This window comes from Robiginitalea sp., from assembly GCF_982776155.1.
This window is the reverse complement of sequence record NZ_CEXZKX010000001.1, coordinates 313,836-336,569: the sequence shown is the minus strand read 5'-3', so window position 1 is coordinate 336,569 and position 22,734 is coordinate 313,836. Positions and strand designations below refer to the sequence as shown.

The following is a 22,734-nucleotide window of genomic DNA, read 5'->3' as shown; positions in this document are numbered from 1 at the left end:
AAAATCGGGGCTCCGCAAATGTGTCGTGAATTTTCTCACTTTATTAACAAACCTCCGAAGTTATCAACAAAATCGGCGATTTCCCCCGGTTTTACTTGCTTCAACGGCAAATCCGTATAATTTTGTTTGCGCTTTGCAATATGTATAACAACATTTAACGTACTAAAATTATGAACAAAACAGAATTAATCGATGCCATGGCAGCCGATGCCGGAATCACCAAAGCCGCAGCCAAAAAGGCGCTGGAATCTTTCCTCGGAAACGTAGAGAGCTCTTTGAAAAAAGGAAACCGCGTTTCTTTAGTAGGATTCGGCTCCTGGTCTGTTTCCAGAAGGAATGCTCGCGAGGGCCGCAACCCTTCTACCGGGAAAACCATCCATATCCCGGCAAAAAACGTAGTAAAGTTTAAAGCAGGTTCCGAATTAGGAGATGCGGTAAACTAAAAAGGGGCGCCATTCGTACCCTATAGAAATCAACCCCGGCCCCTGCGCCGGGGTTGCTTTTTTAGGTACCCTTTGATAATTGGCGGATTTGTCCTATTTTTAATTTAACGGTAACCTTCCGTCTATGTTAGGTATACAACCAAAGAAGGGGAAACTGCTCATCGCAGAGCCCGCGCTCACCGGGGACGTTTCCTTCAACCGGTCCGTGGTGCTCCTGGCAGAACACAATCAGGAAGGCTCGGTGGGCTTTATCCTGAACAAGCCGTTAAACTACAGCATGAGCGACCTGGTAGACGAAATCCAGGTGCCCTTCCCCGTTTACAATGGCGGCCCCGTGGAACAGGACAACCTATACTTCATCCACAAGGTTCCGGACCTGATTTCAGATTCTGTCGAAATTTCGGACGGTATCTACTGGGGGGGCGACTTTGACACAACCGTAGCGCTTATCAACGAGCGGAAGATCAGCCAGAACGATATCCGGTTTTTCCTGGGTTACTCCGGCTGGGCCTCCCTGCAACTGAACCAGGAGCTCGACTCCAAATCCTGGATCGTCGTCACCAACAAGTACGAAAGCGATATCATCCAGAAATCCACCCAGGCCTTCTGGCGGGAAAAGATGATGGAATTGGGCGGGGATTACCTGCTATGGTCAAACGCGCCGGAAAACCCCAGCCTGAATTAAACTGCAGCCCGAATTAAACTGCAGCCCGGATAAAACTTCCACCCGGATCAAATTTCCAGTCAGACAACGTCCCCACCACGATTATACGCCGGCACCAACGGCGGCAAGATTCAATTTTCCGGTTAAAAAACGCGCGGCATCCGATTGGAACTCCGCCTTCCGGTAACTCGTAACCGAGCGGATCCCCACAATGGCATTCGTAAAGAACAATTCATCGGCTTTTTGCAGGTCGAAGGGTGAGATGGCCGCCTCCTCCAGGGAATACCGACCGGAACCCGGTACGATTTTCAGCAACTGTTTACGGATGATGCCCTCCAGGCAACCGCTTCCTGACGGGGGCGTCCGAATCTGATCGCCAGAGCGGATAAACAGGTTGCCACTCAGGGCCCCGGCCACTTCTTTATTCTGATTGAGCAACAGGCAGGTATCCAGGCCGTTTTCAGCGGCGTAGATACTGCCCAGGACCTGGACGAGCCGGTTGGTGTGCTTAATACCCGAAAGGGAGTCCGCAGGCACATAATAATCCCGGAATAGGTCGGCCCTGCAAGGCGCTTCGGAAAGTTTATAACCCGGGGATTCCAGGGGTTCCGATTCAATGATATATCCGATATCCAACCGGTCCGGCCCGTAGCGGCCGCCTGCATCCCGGAAGACCGTAATCCGGACCCGGGCAGGCTGCCCGTTGCGGCCTCCGGCTTCCAGCGTTTTCAGGATCTCCGCTTCGGCAAACTCCATATTGAACATCATGGGAATCTCCATCCGCAACTGCCGCATGGAGGCCATCAGCCTGAAATAGTGGTCTTCCCAGAAGAAGAGCTGTTTCCCGTTATAGCGGAGGGTTTCAAACAGCGCATCCCCATAGCGCAGGCCGCGGTTGGTATGGTTCAGGAAATGAGAGGAATCCGGGAGCAGGTCCCCGTTGAAGTTAATCATGTGGCGTACCTTGATTTTCCGCGCAAAGATACAATATTCGGGAGGGATTGCAGGGGGCAGTCACCGCCGGCTGCTCACGGTTGCAGCCCGGGAATATACCCGGCCTACCTCCCCAGGGGCGTCAGGTGGATCCCAGAATCTGCTTCAGGTCGGAAACCTGGTTGGTCCAGAGCATTTTGGCTTCTTCCAGTTCATCCTCCTCGGCGAAGTCGGTAATAAAAAGGGAGACGTCCTTGGTAATCTCGTCCACGATGATGCGCATTTCAAAATAACTGTCGTCATCATTGTATTCCCAGGCAAAACGAACAAATTCGTCCGTCTTGCGCTTGAGCAGGCGGGCAACTTCCTCGGTGCCTTCCCAGATAAAGGTAAACCGTTCCCCCCGGGAGTTTACGTTGTCCGCAAACCATTCGGATAACCCGGAAGGGGTAGCGAGGTACTGGAACAGCAGCTGAGGGGATGCTTGTATGACAAATTCAATCTCAAACTTCGTTTTCTCGTCCATTCCGGGGTAGTATTAGCAGTTTGCGACCCAATTTCGGGCTGCGCATGGTACGCGGGCAATATATCGAATTATAGATGATAAAAAAATAATTCAAAAAAACTTTTTGGCCCGTCCCTGTTGACTGGACGGGAATTAAAAACTATATTTGCAGCCGTTTTAAAATGAGTCGGCGAGGTAGCTCAGGTGGTTAGAGCGCAGGATTCATAACCCTGAGGTCGGGAGTTCAAGTCTCCCTCTCGCTACAAGCCCTCCGGGCTTTCTATCAAACGGTTTGTGCGTGCACAAACCGTTTTTTTTATGGCCGCACGCTCTGGATGGGTCTAACAGGATGGTGAGCAATGCCAAAACGGTGGGAACCGGGATTTGGCGAATGCTCAATGGGATTCCAATCAATCCATCCTGGTTGTCGGCTGGCACAACGCGGGAAGCACCCCCGGCAATCAGCTGGCAAAGAAGTCGACGATGGCCCGGATGCCGACAGCTTTCCTATTTTCGGATTCTGGCTATGGTAGCCAGGGTGGAACGGACAGTCTCCTCCAGGCCGGCAAAGTCCTCCTTGGCCAGCAGGGATGAGCTGATCAGTTTTGATCCCATCCCGACACAGCAAACCCCGGCATCAAACCAGGCTTTGAGGTTGGATTCCTCCGTACTGACGCCGCCGGTGGGCATCACCTCGGTCCAGGGCTGTGGCCCCTTTATGGCCTTTACAAACCCGGGGCCGTAGACGGATCCCGGAAAGAGTTTGATGATCTCGCAACCCAGCTCCTCAGCCCGGTTGATTTCGGTCAGCGAACCGCAACCGGGCGACCAGAGGATCTTCCGCCGGTTGCAAACACGGGCGATATCCTCCCGCAAAGATGGGGTTACAATAAAATTAGCCCCCATCTGGATGTACAACGAGGCCGCAGCCGCATCGGTGACTGAACCAACCCCAAGGATCATCCCCGGCAGTTCTGCCAATGCAAATTTATTCAGCTCCGAAAAGACCTCAAAGGCGAAGTCGCCGCGGGCGGTGAATTCCATCAGCCGGGCGCCCCCGTCATAGCAAGCCCTGAGTACTTTCTTCCCCAACTCGGGGTCCGGGTGGTAAAACAGCGGGACCATCCCGTTTTCCCGCATGGCCATCGCCACTTCAATTCTTGAATAATTCGCCATGAGTCTGTCGTTTATCGGGCTACCCGGCCGGAGGCGTCCCCGCCCATTAACTTTTCAACTTCTGCCACGGTGACCAGGTTTGCGTCGCCCTTGATGGTGTGTTTCAGGCAGGAGGCCGCCACGGCAAAATTCAGCGCATTCTGGTCGTCCTCCGGATATTTCAGCAAGCCGTAGATCAGCCCGCCCATAAAAGAGTCCCCGCCCCCTACCCGGTCCACGATATGGGTGATCTGGTATTCGGGGGATTTATACATCTTTTCGCCGTCGTACAACACGCCTGCCCAGGTATTGTGGGAGGCCGAAATAGACCCGCGCAAAGTGGTGATGACTTTTTTGGCTTTCGGGAATTTCTTCATCATTTGCTCGCACACAGATAAAAAGGCCTCCGCCTTGACGTGTTCCCCCTGGGTGGTAATATCCAGGCCCTCCGGTTTGATGCCGAAATGTTTCTCTGCATCCTCCTCGTTGCCCAGCACGATGTCACAGTACGAGGTCAGCTCGGTCATAATGGCTTCCCGGTCCCCGCCGTACTTCCAGAGCTTGGCCCGGTAGTTCAGATCTGTTGAAATGGTAACACCCATGTCGCTGGCCACCTTCACGGCTTCCAGGCAGGCATCTGCCGCCCCCTGGGAAATGGCCGGGGTAATCCCCGTCCAGTGGAACCATTCCACCCCGTTAAATACCTCTTTCCAGTCTACCATCCCTTTCCGGATTTCGGCCATGGCCGAATGCGCCCGGTCGTAAACCACTTTGCTGCCGCGGCTAACCGCACCGGTCTCCAGGAAATAGATTCCCAGGCGGTCTCCACCGAAGATGATTTTATCCGTTCCGACGCCCCGTTTTCGCATTTCCATCAGGGCGCAGTGCCCGATATCGTTGTCCGGGAGACGGGTAACAAAATCGACGGGCACGCCGTAATTGGCCAGGGAAACGGCTACATTGGACTCTCCTCCCCCATAGACTACGTCAAAACTGTTCGCTTGTGAAAATCTGAGGAAATTCGGAGGCGCCAAGCGGAGCATGATTTCCCCAAAGGTCACTACCTTCTTCATCGCTATTGCTTTATTTAGATTGGTAAATTAATGGTTTTGTACGAAATCAACTAAAACCAGGCCGCCGTTGATATCCACACGGTTCCCGGAGATGTAAACCTGGTATCCCTGGAGCATGTCAACAGCCTGATGCAAGGGAATACCTCCGGTGCGATCCGGCGGTAGAACCGACCCCGCGAATTCCAAAATGACAGTGGTTAGCCCGCAGGTTCACTCCGAAGCAGACAGGCGTCTACCTGGTCGAGCCCGTCCTGCGTATCGGAAAGCACGATAAGCGTATCCCCTGCCCGGATTTCCGTCGATCCGTTGGGGACCAGATACGTCCCGTCCCGGTGGATCATTGCGATTATCGCATTGCCGGGGAAATGCAGGTCTACTATTTTCCTGTCTACCGACCGACAAGCCGGGGTGATCTCGATTTCCTTCATCGCCGCCTTGGGATTATCGGCCAGAAAGGTGTCTGTGGGCGTGAGAATCTTACTTCCATCGGGCAGGGCCACATTCAGCCATTTGGCAAACGTACTTATCGTTGTCCCCTGAATCATCACGGAGGTGACCGAGATAAAAAATACAATATTGAAAATCATATTTGCTTTATCCATGCCCGCGAGGAGCGGGTAGGTGGCAAAAACAATGGGGGCTGCACCGCGAAGCCCGACCCACGAAATGTAGAGCCTCCGCCTCATTTTCATCCTGAAAAAACTCAGGCTGATCAGCACCCCCACGGGGCGGGCAACCAGAATCAGGAAAAGCGAAACGAGCAGGCCCACCCCGAGTACGGGAACGATCTCGCTGGGGAAGACCAACAAGCCCAGTGTCAGGAAAAGAACAATCTGCATCAGCCACGCCAGCCCGTCGTACATGCGCATAATCGTCTTCTTATGGATGAGGTCCTGGTTTCCCAAATAGACCGCGCAGATATAGATGGCCAGGAAACCGTTCCCTCCCACGAAGTCCGTTGCGGAAAAGGTAATAAACATCAGGGCAATCACCAGCACGGGGTACAATCCTTCAAAATCGAGGCGGATCCGGTTTACAACCATCTTGCTAAGCCGGCCGAAACCCCAACCCGCCAGACCTCCCAGAATCATCTGCAGGAAAAAGAACGGGAGGATGGAAAGGATATTTTGGTCCTGATTCATCACCAGGGTCAGGCAGGCAATAGTCAGGACATAAGCCATCGGGTCGTTGCTCCCGCTCTCGAGTTCCAAAGTAGGCCGCAGGTTTTCTCGGAGCGCGAGGTTTTTGGATCGCAGGATAGAAAAAACAGCAGCCGCATCCGTGGAAGAGACGATGGACCCCAACAGCATACTCTCGTAAACGGTAAAGTCCGTAATGAGCCAGACAAATGTCCCCAGGGTTCCCGCGGTGAGCAACACCCCCAGGGTAGACAGGGAAAGCCCTTCCTTTAAAACGGGTTTGACCGCCTCGTAGTTTGTGTCGAGCCCCCCTGAAAAGAGGATAAAGTTGAGCGACACAATCCCGATAAACTGGGCAATTTTCGGATCGTCAAAATAAATTCCCCCAATTCCCTCTGATCCGGCCAGCATCCCGATAGCCAGGAATATTAAAAGGGTTGGGACACCAAATTTATACGAAGGTTTCCCAACGATCACGCTGATGAGCAACAACAGGGAGCCAATCAGCAAGATATTTTCAATAGTAATGGTCATCGACAGGTCGTTTCGGCCCTACAAAGATACTATATCAAACGCCGGCGCAGCTCGCCATTTACAACCCGTGACCTATTGGCCCGGGTCCCGGCACGTTAGACGGTACCCGGATTCCCGGTTGCCGGCCGGGCCGGAAGGAAGCTGACGGGAGATTGCCGGCCATTGCCCCTTTAATAGTACTTTTATGGGGTAAACGGACAGATATGAGCAACCGGATTTCCGAACGGGTGGCCGATTTTCTCCGGCGCTACCCGCCCTTTGACGCCCTGGATGCCCGGGACCTGCAGGCGCTGGCCCTGGAGGTGGATATTCTCTACCGGGAAAAGGGAAGTTTCGTTTTTCGCGAAGGGGAGGATACCCATAGTAGCTTTTACGTGGTCCACAAAGGGGCCGTCGACCTGCGGGCATCGGCCCGGGAAGAACTCATCGACATCTGCGACGAAGGCGATATTTTTGGCCTCCGGCCCCTGATGGCGGGGGAAAAATACCAGTTGGAAGCACAGACCCGGGAGGAATCCCTGCTCTATGCCATCCCCTTGTCGGTATTCCGCCCCTTTGTGCAATCGTACACAGCCGTGGGCAACTTCCTGTTGGAAAGTTTCGCCTCCAACACCCGGAATCCGTACACAAAAGCCCATGGCGGGAAACTGGTTTCCGGTTCCCGCAGCAATACCCCTGAAGCCGGGAGTGGGTTGCGGTACAACGAGGTGAGCCCCGTAAGCCCGCGAAAAAATGTCGTCAGTAGCTCCCCGGACACCCCGGCCAGCGAAATCGCCCGCCTGATGTCGTCCAAAAAGGTGGGTTCCGTCCTGGTTCTCGATGCGGGGCGTCCGGTGGGAATCATCACCGACAAAGACCTGCGGAACCAGGTAGCTACCGGAAATTTCCCCATATCGGCACCGGCCCGTTCCATTATGTCGGCACCGGTAATCACCTATCCGCCGAAGCTGAGCCTGACCCAGGCACAACTGGCCATGATGAAGAACGATATCAGCCACCTCTGCCTTACGGAAGACGGAACCCCGGACAGCCAGGTAGTGGGGGTGCTCTCAAAATACGACCTGGTACTCGCCATGGGGAATAACCCGGAGGTGCTTATGCGGGCCATCAAGCGTACGCGGAAGATCAAACGGCTACGGGCCATACGGATCCAGATCCAGGAGCTGCTCCGGGGGTACCTGGAGGCGAATATCCCGATGTCCATTATCATGCGCCTGATAGCCGAGCTCAACGACGCCTGCGTAAAACGCGTAGTGGAACTGGCCGTTAAAAAGGCCGGGGACCCCCCGGTGCCTTTTGCCTGGCTGGCAATGGGAAGCCAGGGCCGGGGCGAACAGCTCCTCCAAACCGACCAGGACAATGCGCTGCTGTTTGCGGATGTCCCGGAAGAACGCCTACCTGAAACCTCGGCGTATTTCCAGGACCTGGCCGGACGGATAACCCGCAACCTCAAGAGGATCGGCTATGCCTATTGCCCGGCCGAGATGATGGCTTCCAGCCCGGATTGGTGCCTGAGCCTGAGCGAATGGAAACACCGGGTTTCCCAATGGATTATCAACCCCGGCAAAAACGAGGTGCTGCTGTCCTCCATTTTCTTCGATTACAACCTGGCCTATGGGAACCGGGGCCTGGTGACCGAACTTTCCACACATATTTTCGAGAGCGTTAGAAAGTATCCCATCTTTTTTTACCACCTGGCCGCCGGGGCCCTGCAGAATCCATCCCCTACGGGGTTTTTCAGGCAATTCCTGGTAGAACAGGACGGGAAGCACAAGGATTTCTTCGATTTGAAACAGCGCGCGCTGATGCCCCTCACCGATGCCGCCAGGGTCCTGATCCTGTCGCATGAAATCAAATCGATCAACAATACGGCAGAACGGTATGAAAAGCTCGCCGAACTCGAAGCCAACAACCGGGATCTCTTCCTCTCCTGCAGCTATGCCACCAAAGCCCTGCTGAAATTCCGGACCCGGCAGGGACTGCGACACGGTGACAATGGGCGGTTTATCGCCCTGGACAGCCTGAGCAAAGAAGAAAAAATCAAATTGAAACGCACCTTTAAAACCATTAAGGAGGTACAGGAATTGATCGCTGTGCGTTTCAAGGTATCCAACCTGCTGACTTAGGGGCCACCAACCGTGTCCATCGCTGATAAACCCAGGAACAGATGAAGAATTGGGATAATTTGGTCGAAAAAATCCGCCGCCTGCTGCCCGGCTCCCCCCAGGCTGCTCCGGAGTATCCGGAAGACCCGGGAGCGGTAGACTTTGTGGTGCTCGATACGGAAACCACAGGATTCAGCCCGCAGCATGACCGCATTCTTAGTATTGGCGCCCTACGCGTTAGCCAGGGGCGCATCCGGGTTAAGGAAAGCCTGGAACGCTTTGTAAAACAGGAGCATTTTGACCGAGCCTCCGTGCCGATTCACGGCATCCTCCGCACAGGCAGTTCGGAACGCGTCACCGAAAGGGAGGCTTTGGCTGAACTGTTGGATTTTACAGGGCAATCGCCCGTTGTGGGACACCACATTTCTTTTGATCAGGCGATGATCCAGGCTGCCTGCCAGCGATCCGGGCTCGGCCCGTTGCGCAACCCATTGATCGATACGGGTCTGTTATACGGGCACACACTGATCAAGAGCCCGCTGCTGCGCAAAAAGGACCACTATACCCTGGACGAGCTGGCGGACAAATTCGATATTTCCTGCAAAGACCGGCACACGGCCCTGGGGGATGCCTATATCACCGCCATAGCATTCCTAAACATCCTGGAATTGCTGCGGGCCAAGCGTCCACTCACCACACGGGACCTATTAAAACTCGGAAGCCGCAAATAATAGGCAATTTGGCCTGCCGAATACAGAGCCCTTGCAGTTCATCGAAAAAAAGTAATATTTCATCTGAAATATTCGTTCCTCTCATATATTTGTAGTCCCAAATCTTATTGCGCCTCCTATGGCAACACATTACACCTACTAAAAATTGTTTTAGCCGCTGAACCAGCTTGATACCTCGTGTTAGCGGCCTGTTTTTTTGGTATCGGATTGCTCCACCTGCCCTACCCCGATGTAGGCAATGGTCCGGGTTTTACCCGGACGGGATCGGAGGCATGAGATTAGGGAACAAATGCGTCAGCGACACGCCGAATATTTGTGAACTGTTAATGCCCCTAATCCTAAATCATGAGCCCCCGTAACCTACTTCTTTCCCTGACACTATTCGTTTTTGCCACCGCCGGACTCCGGGCCCAGGGCCAGGTAACCGGTGAACTGCAGAAATGGCACCGCATCCAAATTTTGTTTGACGGCCCGCAGACCAGTGAATCTGCCTCCCAGAACCCCTTCCTTAACTACCGGTTGAATGTGCTTTTTACCGCACCGGATGGCCGCGAATTTACCGTCCCCGGATTTTTTGCAGCCGACGGGAATGCCGCTGAATCAAGCGCGACCTCCGGCAATAAATGGGCCGTGCGGTTTTCCCCGGACCAGGTGGGTACCTGGACCTACACCGCTTCATTCCGCACCGGCGACGAAGTTGCCATCAGCCTGGACCCGAACGCGGGTACGGCCACCGGATTCGATGGTGCCTCGGGCTCCTTCCAGATTGGGCTGTCCACGAAATCCGCCCCGGACAACCGGAGTAAAGGCAGACTGGAATACGTTGGCGAACGCTACCTCCGATTCCGGGAAAACGGTACCTACTTCCTGAAGGCCGGTGCCGATTCGCCTGAAAACCTTCTGGCCTATGCCGATTTTGACAATACGGTTGCCAGCAAGACCTGGTCGCCCCACCTCGGCGATTGGCAGCAAGGGGATGCCGACTGGAAAAACGGCAAGGGAAGGGCGCTTATCGGAGCCGTCAACTACCTGGCCAGTAAAGGGATGAATGCCTTTTCCTTCCTGACCATGAGCGTTATCGGCGACGGAAAGGACGTGTGGCCCTGGGTATCCACCACCCACAGCGGTCTGGATGAGCCCGGCGGCCAGGACGCGGCCAACCGGCTGCGGTACGACGTCTCCAAACTCGAACAGTGGGAAATATTGTTTCAGCACGCCGATTCCAAAGGGATGTTCCTGCATTTCAAGACACAGGAAGAGGAAAACGACCGCCTCCTGGACGGCGGGGAACTCGGGGTGCAACGCAAGCTGTATTACCGGGAGCTCGTGGCCCGTTTTGGCCACCACCTGGCCCTGAACTGGAACCTGGGAGAAGAGAACGACCTCTACGACGAACTGGGAGATACCAATAATACGCGGGTCAGGGCTTACGCGTCTTATATCAAATCCCTGGACCCGTACAACCACCACATCGTCATCCACTCCTACCCAAACAGTCAAAGTGAGCTCTACGAGCCCCTCCTGGGGGATTCCGACCTCACAGGGCCGTCTTTGCAGATCCAGATCAATAACATCCACCGGGATGTCAAGCGCTGGATTAATGATTCAAAAGCGAGCGGAAAGCAGTGGGTGGTGACCAATGACGAACAGGGCGACCACACCACCGGGGTGGCCGCTGATGCCTCCTACAGCGGGGACAAAGGCTCCCGCGGAGACAACCGCTCGGATGTCCGGCACAAAACCCTATGGGGCACGCTGATGGCCGGAGGGGCCGGAGTGGAATACTACTTCGGGTACCAGACAGGTGTCACCGACCTCACTGCCGAAGACTGGCGTAGCCGAAAGACAAAATGGGAAGATGCCAAACTGGCCCTTGACTTCTTCAACGACTACCTGCCTTTTTGGGCAATGGAGAGCCGGGATGAATTGATATCAAAATCCGGGTCGTATTGCTTTGCCAAGACGGGGGAAATCTACGTGGTATATATCCCGAGTTCGGGAACGGAATCCCTGAACCTCTCCGGGGTGAGCGGCACGTATTCCGTCCGTTGGTACAACCCGAGGTCCGGGGGTTCCCTGAAACAGGGAAGCGTTGCCACGATCAATGGCGGCGGGGTGCGCAACCTGGGCACTGCCCCCGCGGATACAGGGGCCGACTGGGTAGCCCTCGTTGAGAAAACTTCAGATTCCGGAGGGGAAGGCGGCGGAACCGGTAATTGCGAAGCCGACTTTGAGGAACAAAACGGCCGCGTGATTATTGAAGCGGAGAACCTGGACCTCGCCCAGGGCTGGAATACCGGAAATTCGTTTGCCGATGCAACCGGATCCGGGTACATTGTCTGGAAGGGAGGCAATTCATTCAGTTCGCCCGGGAACGGGACTATCAGCACCTCCATTGTGATCCACACCCCAGGCACCTACCGTTTTGAATGGAGGAACAAGGTGGGGCATGGCACAAACTCCACCGAAGCCAACGACAGCTGGGTCCGTTTTCCGGATGCCGATGACTTCTACGGCGAAAAGAACGGGAGCCGGGTCTACCCAAAAGGTTCCGGAAAAACCCCGAACCCGGCAGGTGCCAGTGCAGACGGGTGGTTTAAAGTCTACCTGAGCGGGACAACGGACTGGACCTGGTCTACAAATACGAGCGACCACGACGCACACCAGATATATGCCGAATTCGATACGCCCGGAGTGTACACCCTGCAGATTTCCGGCCGTTCCAACGACCACCTGATCGACCGGATTACCCTGGCCCTGGCGGGTCAGAGTGCCACCGATCTGTCCCTGGGGGAAACCCTTTGTGAAGGCGGATCGGAAACCGTTGCGGTAACAGGCGTGACGGTTACCCCGGGCGATGCCACCTTACTAATAGGGGAAACCCTGCAATTCACTGCAGCTGTCCTGCCCGCCGACGCGACGGACAAATCTGTCTCCTGGAGCAGCTCGGATCCCTCCGTGGCAACAGTTTCCGGGAACGGAACGGTACAGGCGTTGTCCGAAGGCCAGGTAGAAATTACAGCTACCACGACAGACGGGAATTTTACCCATTCGGCCCTGCTCACCGTTGAGGCAGCAGACCCTCCGGGTGGGGATACCGGCGACGGCGGTTCCGGTGAAGATCCGGGGAATGACGGCGGTTCCGGTGAAGATCCCGGCAATGACGGGGGTTCCGGTGAAGATCCCGATGGGGACGGAAACGGGGAAGAGCCCGGCGACGGAGCCGCACAGGCAGCTATCCAGGCCGTCGATGTCCGGCAAACGGAAGGCAGGCCGCTCATTTTCGAATTCGCCCTGAGCCAGCCCGCCAGCGAACGCATTGTCCTGGAACTGGAATTTGTGGACATCACCACGGAGCAATCCGATTACGTTGCCTCTGAGACGGAGCTGGTTTTTGAACCAGGATCGCAGCAGGCGTCCCTGGAAGTCCGGACAATCAGCGACCTGAAGACGGAAGAAGACGAATCGTTTCAAATTAAGGTGGTCCGCGTAGTGAGCGGGCAGGTTACCGTACCGGACATCCTGGCTACCGGGACCATCCTGGACGACGACCGGGATATGAAAGTATCCCCGAACCCGGCTACCTCCTACTCCCAGGTGCAGATGAGCAACGTCCAGGAAGACACCTACGAGCTGGAAATCTTTGCAGCCTCCGGCCACCTGATGCAGCGGGAAACCGTCACTGCCGACGGGTCTGGCATTGCCTCGGTAACCCTGGCGGGGATGGCCAAGGGCTTGTATATCGTGAAACTCACGGGAATCGACTATGCGTATACCGCCAAAATGCTCGTGAAATAAAATATCCCGCTACGCCCTGAGGTAGCCGAGTACATTTTTTTCAATCCTGCCGGGGATGTCGGAAGTATCCGCCCCGGCAAACGGGACGCCGGTAATTTTTTCGTAGAGTTCGATGTAGCGGTTTGAAACTGTATCGATATAGGCGTCGGTCATTTCAGGTACCTCCTGGCCGGGCTTGCCCTGAAACCCGTTGGCGATAAGCCATTGGCGGACAAATTCCTTGGAAAGCTGTTTCTGGGCTTCCCCCCGCTGCTGGCGTTCCCGGTAACCCGATGCGTAAAAGTACCTGGAGGAATCCGGCGTGTGGATCTCGTCGATCAGCACAATCCTTCCATCCGGGGTCTTGCCGAATTCGTACTTTGTATCGACCAGCAGCAGGCCGCGTTCGGCAGCCAGCTGGGTCCCTCTTTGGAAAAGTTTCCGGGTATAGTCCTCCAGGACGGCATAATCCTCGGCGCTTACCAGGCCGCGTTCCAGGATCCCTTCCCGGGAAATATCCTCGTCGTGGTCCCCTTTCTCCGCTTTGGTGGCCGGGGTGATGATGGGTTCGGGAAATGCGTCGTTTTCGCGCATCCCTTCAGGCAGCGGCACCCCGCATAATTCCCTTTTTCCCGCTGCGTATTCCCGGGCAGCATGGCCCGCCAGGTACCCGCGGATTACCATTTCCACTTTGAAAGGCTCGCAATGCACGCCCACAGCCACATTCGGGTCCGGGGTGGCCAGCAGCCAGTTGGGGACCAGGTCTTCGGTGGCTTGCATCATCCGCGTCGCAATCTGATTCAAAATCTGCCCCTTATACGGGATGCCCCGGGGCATTACCACGTCAAAAGCCGACAACCGGTCGGTGGCAACCATTACCAGCAAATTGTTCTCCAGGTAGTAGACTTCCCGGACCTTGCCCTTGTAAACGCGTTGCTGTCCCGGGAACTCGAAATTTGTATCCGTCAGGGTTTGGGCCATATCAATTCTGGTGTTCGATGGTTTTATAGGCGTCGATGACTTTTTTAACGAGCTGGTGCCGGATGACGTCCTTGTCGTCCAGGTAGATGATCTGGATACCCTTGACATTCTTGAGGATCAGCAGGGCCTCCTTGAGCCCGGAGATCACGCGCCGGGGCAGGTCGATCTGCCCGGGGTCGCCCGTGAGCAGGAATTTTGCATTCTTGCCCATTCGCGTAAGGAACATCTTCATCTGGGCATGGGTGGTGTTTTGCGCCTCGTCCAGTATTACAAAGGCATTGTCCAGGGTCCGGCCCCGCATAAAGGCCATGGGGGCGATTTGGATGGTGCCGTCCTCGATGAACTTGGCCAGGCGTTCGGCCGGGATCATATCGCGCAGCGCATCGTACAACGGCTGCATGTAGGGATCGAGTTTTTCCTTGAGGTCTCCCGGGAGGAACCCGAGGTTTTCACCCGCCTCCACGGCGGGACGGGTCAGGATAATCCGACGGACCTGCTTTTCCTTCAGGGCCTTAACCGCCAGGGCCACGCCCGTATAGGTCTTGCCGGTACCCGCCGGGCCGATGGCAAAAACCATATCGTGTTTGGACATGGCGTCCACCAGCCGGCGCTGGTTGACGGTCTGCGCCTTGACCAACCGGCCGTTGACACCGTGCACCAGGACATCCCCGCTGTTGGCGGGAGAGGCGTAATCCTTGGAGTCGTTGCTGTCCAGAATCCGTTCGATGACGTTCTCATCGAGTTTGTTGTACTTGGTAAAATGCTCGGTCAGCATCCCGAATCGCCTCTCGAACTCCTCGAGTTGCGCAGGTTCGCCATATACCTTGATACGGCTGCCGCGGGCGACAATTTTAAGTTTTGGGAACGATTTTTTAAGCAGTTCAATGTTGGAATTCCGTTCCCCGAAGAAATCCCTGGGGCTGATATCCGTAAGTTCCAGGCTGAGTTCGTTCAAAAAGCAGGTGTTTGAAAATGAGGTGAAAAAGGCAGATTGCCTCCGCTGTTTTTTTGCTTAATTTTGTCTGACAAACTTACGTAAAAAACAGTTTGAACCCTTAAAAAAATATCAACAGCGCCGGATGCCGATCATTACCCTGACTACAGATTTTGGTTTGAAAGACCATTTTGTAGGGACCATTAAAGGAACGATTCACAAGGAGCTCAGGGATGCCGTGATCGTAGATATTTCCCACCAGGTAAACCCCTTCCACATTCAGGAGTGCGCCTACCTGCTTAAAAATGCATACAAGGCCTTTCCCGAGGGGACAATCCATATCGTCGGAGTCGATTCGGAACGCACCCCGGAGACCACCCACCTGGCCGTCAAGGTAGACGGCCACTATTTTGTAACCGCGGACAATGGGGTGATTAGCCTGATCGTTGAAGAAGTCCGGCCGGAGAAGGTCGTGGAAATCAGCCTGCCGGGAACCGTCCAGGATGCGTTTCCCGTGTTGAGCGTTTTTGTGCCCGCCGCCTGCCACCTGGCCCGGGGAGGCACCCCGGAAGTCATCGGGAAACCCTTTGGAAAACTGCGTCACTACAAAGAGTTCGCCCCCCGGGTAACTAACGACGGCGACACAATCGTAGGCAGCGTCATCTACATCGACAATTACGGCAACGTGGTCACCAATATCCAACGCAGCCTCTTTGACGCCTACCGCAAAGGCCGCTCCTTTACCCTGGAGGCGCGAAACCAGAAATTAACCGCCATCCACGACCGGTACAGCGGGTTTATCAATTTTGACCTGGACCGGGCACAGCGCAGGGGCCCGGGCGACCTGCTGGCGCTTTTCAATTCCTCCGGGTATGTGGAACTCGCTATTTACAAAAGCAACCTGAACACGGTTGGGGGGGCTGCGACCCTCCTGGGCCTGGACTATCGGGATACCGTATTCATCAATTTCCAGTAAATGCTTACGCGAATCGTACAAATGACCTTTAAAACCGAAAATATTCCTAGTTTTGAGCGAATTTTCAGGGATTCTTCGGCAACCATCCGGGCGTCCAAAGGATGCCGGCACCTGGAGCTTTACCGAGACATGCATCATCCCAATACGTTTTTTACCTACAGCCTCTGGGATACCGAACAAGACCTGGAGAATTACCGGAATTCGGAGTTTTTTCGGGAAGTCTGGGGAAGGACCCGCCAGCTTTTTTCGGAAAAGCCCAGGGCATGGAGCCTGGGGAAACACAACGAATTTCAATCCTGACAGGCATGTTTGCAGTCTTTAAAAAAGAATTTTCGTCCTTCTTTTCGTCCCCGGTAGGATACCTGGTTATGGGGATTTTCCTGGTAATCACCGGGCTGTTCCTCTGGGTATTCCGCGGGCCGTTTAACATCATCGATTACGGATTCGCCGATCTGAGCCTGTTTTTTTTACTGGCCCCCTGGGCGTTTTTGTTATTGATCCCGGCGGTTTGCATGCGGTCATTTGCCGAGGAACGCAAACTCGGAACCCTGGAGTTGCTCCTGAGCCGACCGGTCTCCACAGGCCGCCTGGTCCTGGGGAAGTTCCTAGGGGTTTGCGCCCTAATCGGGGTCACCCTCCTCCCTACCCTGCTCTACGTCCTGGCCGTCCACCAGCTTGGGGCAACAGCGGGCAACCTGGACACCGGCCTGGTCTGGGGGTCTTATGCGGGCCTGCTCCTGCTGATGGGGGTATACGCGGCCATCGGTTTGTTTGCCTCGAGCCTTACCGAAAACCAGATTGCCGCTTTTATGCTGGCTGTGGCAGGCTGTTTCCTGTTTTATCAGGGATTCGATAGCCTGGCCACCCTCTTCCCCGACGGGGGTACGGCCCTGTTTATCCGGGAACTGGGAATCCGGGCACACTACGAGGCTATCGGACAGGGAATTGTAGACAGCAGGGACCTGCTATATTTTATCAGCCTGGGGGTTTTCTTCCTCTTTTTGACCACCCGGCGGCTAAATGCGTACCGACAATGAAAACGCGCGGATTTTTCAAAAGTTTCCTCATCGGGCTGGCCCTCCTCGTATTGGTCAACCTGGCCGGAAGCCTGGCCTACAAGCGATGGGACCTAACCGAAGACAAGCGTTTTACCCTGGCCCCCGAAAGCGAGGAGGTAGTGGCGGCCCTTGAAGGGCCGGTGGTCATCGATATCCTCCTCGATGGCGATCTCCCGGCCGAATTCGAGCGGCTGCGCCGGGAAACAGGCCTGCTCCTGGAGCAGTTTGCCACCGGTAATCCGGAAATCCGCTATGCCTACATGGACCCCCTGGAAGGCGGGGAAGCCGGGCCGGAAGTCCTCGACCAATTGCAACAATTCGGGCTGAAGCCGGCCAGTGTCACCACAGAGGAAGGCGGCCGCGTTTCCCAGGAGGTCGTCTTTCCCTGGGCGGTAGTCAACTACGGGGGGCGTTCCGAAAAAGTAGCCCTGCTGAGAAACCAGCTGGGGGCCTCCACCGAGGATCGCGTCAACCGTTCCATCCAGAACCTGGAATACGCCTTTGCCGACGCGTTTGCCAAGCTGGGAACTACTACCCGGAAACAAATCGCTGTACTCAAGGGGAACGGGGAAGTCCCGGACAACCGCCTGGCGGACTTGCTCAGCACCCTGGGCACGTATTACAACATCGCCCCTTTTACCCTGGATTCCGTGGCTACCAACCCGCAAGGGACGCTTGCCGCGCTCCGGGATTTCCAGGCTGCATTGATCGTCAAACCAACAGAACCTTTTACCGAGCCCGAGAAACTCGTGCTGGACCAGTATATGGTGGGCGGCGGGAAGACCCTTTGGCTCGTGGACCCGGTAGCCATGGAACTGGACAGCCTGCTCAACGAGGACGGACAGGGGGTTGCCCTGGCGCGCAATTTGAACCTGGACGATTTGCTATTTCGCTACGGGGTCCGAATCAACGCGAACCTGGTTGCGGATATGTACTGTACCCAGATAGTCCTGGCCACGGGCAGCGGTACGGGCTCCGAGTACAATCCATTGCCCTGGGTCTACCACCCGATGGTTTTTTCCCGGGACAACCACCCGATCAACCGGAACCTTGAAGCGCTGAGGATGCAATTTGCCAGCACCATCGACACCCTGGAGAACCCGTACCGGAAAACCATCCTGTATGCTTCTTCTCCCCGCTCACGTGCCGAGGGGACGCCCAAAATAGTCAGTCTGGAACTGGTCCGGGAAGAACCCGATCCGGAGCGATTTGTGCCGGGCAACCTGCCATTGGCAGTACTGGTGGAAGGTGCCTTCCGCTCCGCTTATGCCAACCGGATCCGACCTGTGGACCTGCCGGACTACCGGGAGCAGGGCCTTGAAAACCGAATGATCGTTGTATCCGACGGGGACCTCGCCTCCAACCAGTTGCAGAATGGCCGGCCCCTGGAACTCGGCTATGACAAATGGACGAATAATTTCTACGGCAACAAGGAATTCCTCGTGAATGCAGTCAATTATCTGCTGGAGGATAACGGACTTATAAACATCCGCAATAAGGAGGTGGCTATCCCGCTGCTCGACCCCCGGAAAGCGGCAGCCGAGAAAACCCAATGGCAACTCCTGAATATCGGGCTTCCCATTGCACTGCTCCTGCTCTTTGGCGGCCTTTTCCGGTATATCCGACGGCGCCGGTACGCCTGATTCCTGTTGATAAGTTTGTTTTCCTTCAACCCACATTTGGGATATATTTGTCAGAACACCCAAAAAGAGCCAAACCACCGGGGATTTCCGGCGTTTTAAAGCATTTTTTCAATGAAATTCATAGTTTCAAGCACGTATCTACTGAAACAACTCCAGGTACTCGGAGGCGTCATCAGCAACAGCAATACGCTGCCCATCCTCGATAATTTCCTCTTTGACCTGAATGGCACGAAGCTGACAGTATCCGCTTCCGACCTGGAAACAACCATGAGTTCGGAACTGGAGGTCGATTCCGGGGATAAAGGGACCATTGCCGTCCCGGCCCGGTTGCTGCTGGATACCCTCAAGACCTTCCCCGAACAGCCGCTGACCTTTGTTGTCGAGGACAATAATACGGTGGAGATCAGTTCCAGCCACGGGAAATACGCCCTGGCCTATGCGGACGGGGCCGAATTCCCGAAGGCCGTGGAACTCCCGGACCCGAGCAAAACGGAAATCATGGGGGACATCCTGGCCACCGCTATCGATAAAACCCTTTTCGCCGCCGGGAATGACGACCTGCGCCCGGTGATGAGCGGCGTATTCTTCCAGTTTTCGCCCGAGGGGCTGACCTTTGTGGCCACGGATGCCCACAAACTTGTCAAATACCGGCGGACAGACGTACAGGCATCCGAAGTGGCGGAGTTTATCATGCCCAAGAAACCCCTGAACCTCCTCAAGGGCATCCTGGCGGGAAGCGAAGACCCTGTTACGGTAGCTTACAACGACAGCAATGCGAAGTTCCTCTTTGCCAATACCGTCCTGGTGTGCCGGCTGATCGACGGGAAGTACCCGAACTACGAGGCGGTTATCCCGAAGGAAAACCCGAACAAATTGGTGATCCAGCGCTCCCAACTGCTGAGTTCCGTTCGAAGGGTTTCCATCTTTTCCAATAAAACCACCCACCAGATCCGGCTGAAAATTGCCGGGGCGGAGCTGAATATTTCCGCGGAGGATGTGGACTACAGCAACAAGGCCGAGGAGCGGCTCACCTGTTCCTACCAGGGCGACGACCTGCAGATCGGGTTCAATTCGCGGTTTTTGGTGGAAATGCTCGGAAATCTCGGGTCGGATGAGATTTCCCTGGAGATGAGCCTGCCCAACCGGGCCGGGATACTGACCCCTGCAGACGGCCTGGACGAAGGCGAATTCATCACCATGCTGGTTATGCCGGTAATGCTGAATTCCTGACAGCCTGCGGCCGGTGATCCGCCACCTGCATTTCCACAACCTTCTTTATGAGGAAGACTGCCTGCCCTGGTTTTACCAGGGCGCAAAGGGCCTGCCAGACACCCGGACACCTGCTTCAGGCGGGATATCTGTCGTCCACCTGATTCCCCCTTATTTGCCTGGTGGCGGCCCGCAACTTCAATCCGGATTCAAATCGTACACGTGCAGGTTGCACCGGAGCTACCTGGTCGATTTATCCCCTGCAGAAGAAATCGAAGCGTTTTTGCGGGACTGTCTGGGAAGCCGGCGATATAAGAATTGCCGGCGCCTGAAAAGGCGGTTGGAGGATCGGGTGGATTTTCGTTTTACAGTGCATACTGAAAATATGGACCCGGGGACCTACCGGGAGTTGATGGCCGGGTTGCGAACCATGATCGGACGCCGTTTTGCCCAAAAAGACGTCAACCACGATTCGCTGGGCCGCTGGGAGGACATTGTGCGCCATACCTGGGACCGGATCCGGGATAACCAAGCCTCCCTGATGGCCATTTACGATGGCGACACCCCTATTTCCATCGGATTGAACTACCATCGCCAGGGGGTAATGGCCAGCGCCATTACCGGGTTCGACACGGAATATGAACCTTTTGGCCTGGGCAAACTCATGCTGCTGGAGAAAATTCGCTGGGCCTTTGCCAACGACCTGCGGATCGTAGACCTGGGTTGGGGCGACCTGAAGCACAAAGAGGACCTTGCCAACCGGATGGAGGCCTACCGGACCGAGGTGGTTTACCCGGCCGCCAGACCCCACCTGCGCCTATTGGCCTGGGGCATTGCGCAATTCCTGAGGTTCAAGCACCGAAAAACCGAATGGTCATAAACTGGCTGGGGGCTTCCCCATTGCTGGCCCGAACGGCGTTTACAATGGGCAAAACAAAGCCCAGAACGGCCGCCCCGATCAGTATCAGGATACCGAGCCCAAGGAGCAGGATGGCCGGAATTCCCACGATGATATAAACAATCAGGCTTAACTGGAGGTTTAAGATGGCCTTGCCGTGTGCATCCATGTCCATAACCGTATTGCGGGAACTCAGCCAGATAATCAGGGGGACAATCAGGCTCCCGAAACCAATGATGTAACCGAGCAATTGCGTCAGGTGGGTGACGGTAAGCAGCTGGCGGTCTTCCCGGAGGGTTTGTTGCGATACGAGTTCCATAGTAGTAGCGGTTTTTGATTGATGATTGCAACTTATGGGTCGCAGGACGATCAAAAATGTTACACATATCAGGTCCGCTGAAGCCTACCGGACCCGCGTAACCGACTGCTGGACCCGCATTCCCATAACCAGAACCTTCAACCCCCAGGGGGTCGCGCAGGGTGCGGCGTGCAGACAAATTCATTAATCGTATTTTTGTCGGGCCTGCGCACCTGTGTGGGCCAACACTGCAAACCCGATGGACAGAGACACCATTATTGCACTTGCCACCCCGGCCGGTTCCGGCGCAATCGCCGTATTGCGACTGTCCGGGCCGGAAGCCATCCCATTGGCGGCGGAGAAATTCCGCGCGGCCAGCGGTAAGGCCCTGGAAGATTGTCCCGGGCATACGGTACATCTGGGGACTATCCGCAAGGGGGATCGCATTTTGGACGAGGTACTCGCCACAGTCTTCCGGTCTCCCCGTTCCTATACGGGGGAGGACGTGGTGGAAATATCCTGTCACGGCTCGGTATATATCCAGCAGGAAATCCTGAACCTGTTCCTGGATTCGGGATGCCGGATGGCCAACCCGGGGGAATTCACACTTCGCGCCTTTATCAATGGGAAAATGGACCTCAGCCAGGCCGAAGCAGTGGCCGACCTGATCGCTTCGGAAAACAAGGCAAGCCACCAGATTGCCCTGCAGCAAATGCGCGGGGGGTACAGTTCGGAAATCGCGAAACTGCGGGAGGAGTTACTGCACTTTGCCTCCATGATTACCCTGGAACTCGATTTTTCAGGGGAGGACGTGGAATTTGCGGACCGCGAAGCGTTTTTCGGCCTGCTGGACCGCCTCAGCGCCCTGCTCAAGGGGTTGATAGACAGTTTTGCCCTGGGGAACGTCCTGAAAAAAGGGATTCCCGTGGCCATTGCCGGGGCCCCGAACGTTGGGAAATCCACCCTGCTCAACGCCTTGCTGCGGGAAGAGCGGGCCATCGTAAGTGAAATTGCCGGGACCACCCGGGATGCCATCGAAGACGAGATTGTCCTGGAAGGTATTGGCTTCCGCTTTATCGATACGGCGGGGATCCGGGAAACAGAGGATACGGTGGAACACATCGGTATCCGGAAAACGTTTGAAAAAATGGAAGCGGCCCGGGTGATCATCTACATGGTGGACGGTTCCCGCGCCCACCCGGACCTGCTTGCCTCCTGGTCGGCCGAAATCCAATCCATCCGCGAACGCCACCCCGACAAACCGGTTATCCTGCTGGTCAACAAAACGGATCGGCTTGATGACAAGGCCCGGAAACAACTGGAAGAAGCCCTCCCGGAGGCCCTGGGCATCTCGGCGCGGACCGGGGAAGGACTCGAACAACTCCAGGCATCGCTGCTCGGCCTGGTCAACCGCGGGGTGTTGGAAAACAACGACCCGGTGGTGAGTAATTCCCGCCACTACCAGGCGCTGGTAAAAGCCCAGGAGGCCATCGGGAACGTCCGTGAAGGCATGGAAGCGGGAATCCCTTCCGACCTGGTTTCCGTGGACATCAACGAGGCCCTCCACCACCTCGGGGAGATCACCGGGCAAATCAGCACAGACGACCTGCTCGGCAATATTTTCTCAAACTTCTGTATCGGGAAGTAAATAGTAAAGAATGTTCTGGGAGTACCATGA

General features: G+C 55.5%; 20 protein-coding genes and 1 tRNA gene. 13 read left to right on the top strand and 8 right to left on the bottom strand.

The window, feature by feature from the left end:
• The first annotated feature begins 170 nt into the window (after window positions 1–170).
• On the top strand, window positions 171–443 hold the full coding sequence (locus tag AC3DKS_RS01305) for an HU family DNA-binding protein (RefSeq protein ID WP_015754692.1): 273 nt from the start codon (window positions 171–173) through the stop codon (window positions 441–443).
• 124 nt (window positions 444–567) lie between these two features.
• Window positions 568–1,128 (top strand): YqgE/AlgH family protein, encoded by a 561-nt coding sequence (locus AC3DKS_RS01300; protein WP_015754691.1) that lies wholly within the window; start codon window positions 568–570, stop codon window positions 1,126–1,128.
• An 81-nt stretch (window positions 1,129–1,209) separates the two neighbouring features.
• On the opposite strand, the gene AC3DKS_RS01295 is transcribed toward AC3DKS_RS01300, so the two are convergent.
• On the bottom strand, window positions 1,210–2,061 hold the full coding sequence (locus tag AC3DKS_RS01295; protein WP_015754690.1) for an aminotransferase class IV: 852 nt from the start codon (window positions 2,059–2,061) through the stop codon (window positions 1,210–1,212).
• Window positions 2,062–2,182: 121 nt separating this feature from the next.
• Window positions 2,183–2,566, bottom strand: a complete 384-nt coding sequence (locus AC3DKS_RS01290) for an START-like domain-containing protein (RefSeq protein ID WP_015754689.1) — start codon at window positions 2,564–2,566, stop codon at window positions 2,183–2,185.
• Window positions 2,567–2,734: 168 nt separating this feature from the next.
• Between AC3DKS_RS01290 and AC3DKS_RS01285 the strand changes: the two genes are divergently transcribed.
• A tRNA-Met gene (locus tag AC3DKS_RS01285) sits at window positions 2,735–2,808 on the top strand.
• A 244-nt stretch (window positions 2,809–3,052) separates the two neighbouring features.
• Here the strand turns inward: AC3DKS_RS01285 and AC3DKS_RS01280 are convergent.
• The 3 genes from AC3DKS_RS01280 to AC3DKS_RS01270 all read right to left on the bottom strand — a co-directional run bounded on the left by AC3DKS_RS01280 (window position 3,053) and on the right by AC3DKS_RS01270 (window position 6,446).
• The gene (locus tag AC3DKS_RS01280; RefSeq protein WP_272607191.1) at window positions 3,053–3,721 is read right to left on the bottom strand and encodes a bifunctional 4-hydroxy-2-oxoglutarate aldolase/2-dehydro-3-deoxy-phosphogluconate aldolase; all 669 of its coding nucleotides are present in this window, start codon (window positions 3,719–3,721) and stop codon (window positions 3,053–3,055) included.
• A gap of 11 nt (window positions 3,722–3,732) precedes the next feature.
• Window positions 3,733–4,773: a sugar kinase gene (locus AC3DKS_RS01275; protein WP_272607190.1), complete on the bottom strand. Its 1,041-nt coding sequence runs from the start codon at window positions 4,771–4,773 to the stop codon at window positions 3,733–3,735.
• A 197-nt stretch (window positions 4,774–4,970) separates the two neighbouring features.
• Entirely contained in the window at window positions 4,971–6,446 is a 1,476-nt protein-coding gene (locus tag AC3DKS_RS01270; protein ID WP_272607189.1) for a potassium/proton antiporter, read from the bottom strand.
• Window positions 6,447–6,649: 203 nt separating this feature from the next.
• Between AC3DKS_RS01270 and AC3DKS_RS01265 the strand changes: the two genes are divergently transcribed.
• The 3 genes from AC3DKS_RS01265 to AC3DKS_RS01255 all read left to right on the top strand — a co-directional run bounded on the left by AC3DKS_RS01265 (window position 6,650) and on the right by AC3DKS_RS01255 (window position 13,080).
• On the top strand, window positions 6,650–8,572 hold the full coding sequence (locus tag AC3DKS_RS01265) for a DUF294 nucleotidyltransferase-like domain-containing protein (protein WP_272607188.1): 1,923 nt from the start codon (window positions 6,650–6,652) through the stop codon (window positions 8,570–8,572).
• 41 nt (window positions 8,573–8,613) lie between these two features.
• A complete protein-coding gene (locus AC3DKS_RS01260) occupies window positions 8,614–9,282 on the top strand; it encodes a 3'-5' exonuclease (RefSeq protein WP_272607187.1) in 669 nt (222 codons plus the stop codon).
• Between the two features lie 345 nt (window positions 9,283–9,627).
• Complete coding sequence (locus AC3DKS_RS01255; RefSeq protein WP_272607186.1) at window positions 9,628–13,080, top strand: Ig-like domain-containing protein; 3,453 nt, start codon at window positions 9,628–9,630, stop codon at window positions 13,078–13,080.
• Window positions 13,081–13,089: 9 nt separating this feature from the next.
• On the opposite strand, the gene AC3DKS_RS01250 is transcribed toward AC3DKS_RS01255, so the two are convergent.
• Both AC3DKS_RS01250 and AC3DKS_RS01245 read right to left on the bottom strand, forming a co-directional pair.
• Complete coding sequence (locus AC3DKS_RS01250; RefSeq protein WP_015754682.1) at window positions 13,090–14,040, bottom strand: phosphoribosylaminoimidazolesuccinocarboxamide synthase; 951 nt, start codon at window positions 14,038–14,040, stop codon at window positions 13,090–13,092.
• A 1-nt stretch (window position 14,041) separates the two neighbouring features.
• Window positions 14,042–14,995 (bottom strand): PhoH family protein, encoded by a 954-nt coding sequence (locus tag AC3DKS_RS01245; protein ID WP_015754681.1) that lies wholly within the window; start codon window positions 14,993–14,995, stop codon window positions 14,042–14,044.
• A gap of 124 nt (window positions 14,996–15,119) precedes the next feature.
• On the opposite strand from AC3DKS_RS01245, the gene AC3DKS_RS01240 reads away from it, so the two are divergent.
• The 6 genes from AC3DKS_RS01240 (at window position 15,120) to AC3DKS_RS01215 (ending at window position 20,740) form a co-directional block, all read left to right on the top strand.
• Window positions 15,120–15,950 (top strand): SAM hydrolase/SAM-dependent halogenase family protein, encoded by an 831-nt coding sequence (locus AC3DKS_RS01240; RefSeq protein ID WP_015754680.1) that lies wholly within the window; start codon window positions 15,120–15,122, stop codon window positions 15,948–15,950.
• Complete coding sequence (locus AC3DKS_RS01235; RefSeq protein ID WP_041327182.1) at window positions 15,951–16,250, top strand: putative quinol monooxygenase; 300 nt, start codon at window positions 15,951–15,953, stop codon at window positions 16,248–16,250.
• 5 nt (window positions 16,251–16,255) lie between these two features.
• Complete coding sequence (gene gldF / locus AC3DKS_RS01230) at window positions 16,256–16,987, top strand: gliding motility-associated ABC transporter permease subunit GldF (RefSeq protein ID WP_272607185.1); 732 nt, start codon at window positions 16,256–16,258, stop codon at window positions 16,985–16,987.
• Window positions 16,984–18,651: a gliding motility-associated ABC transporter substrate-binding protein GldG gene (gene gldG, locus AC3DKS_RS01225; protein WP_015754677.1), complete on the top strand. Its 1,668-nt coding sequence runs from the start codon at window positions 16,984–16,986 to the stop codon at window positions 18,649–18,651. Before gldF ends, gldG begins: the two co-directional genes overlap by 4 nt.
• A 111-nt stretch (window positions 18,652–18,762) precedes the next feature.
• Window positions 18,763–19,881, top strand: coding sequence for a DNA polymerase III subunit beta (dnaN, locus tag AC3DKS_RS01220; RefSeq protein ID WP_015754676.1), 1,119 nt, complete (start codon window positions 18,763–18,765; stop codon window positions 19,879–19,881).
• A gap of 13 nt (window positions 19,882–19,894) precedes the next feature.
• Complete coding sequence (locus AC3DKS_RS01215; protein WP_187289160.1) at window positions 19,895–20,740, top strand: GNAT family N-acetyltransferase; 846 nt, start codon at window positions 19,895–19,897, stop codon at window positions 20,738–20,740.
• Here AC3DKS_RS01215 and AC3DKS_RS01210 read toward each other — a convergent pair.
• Window positions 20,712–21,077, bottom strand: a complete 366-nt coding sequence (locus AC3DKS_RS01210) for a DUF4870 domain-containing protein (protein WP_015754674.1) — start codon at window positions 21,075–21,077, stop codon at window positions 20,712–20,714. The two genes, AC3DKS_RS01215 and AC3DKS_RS01210, sit on opposite strands and share 29 nt — an antisense overlap.
• 238 nt (window positions 21,078–21,315) lie before the next feature.
• On the opposite strand from AC3DKS_RS01210, the gene mnmE reads away from it, so the two are divergent.
• On the top strand, window positions 21,316–22,704 hold the full coding sequence (gene mnmE / locus AC3DKS_RS01205) for a tRNA uridine-5-carboxymethylaminomethyl(34) synthesis GTPase MnmE (RefSeq protein ID WP_015754673.1): 1,389 nt from the start codon (window positions 21,316–21,318) through the stop codon (window positions 22,702–22,704).
• The last annotated feature ends 30 nt before the right edge of the window (window positions 22,705–22,734 follow it).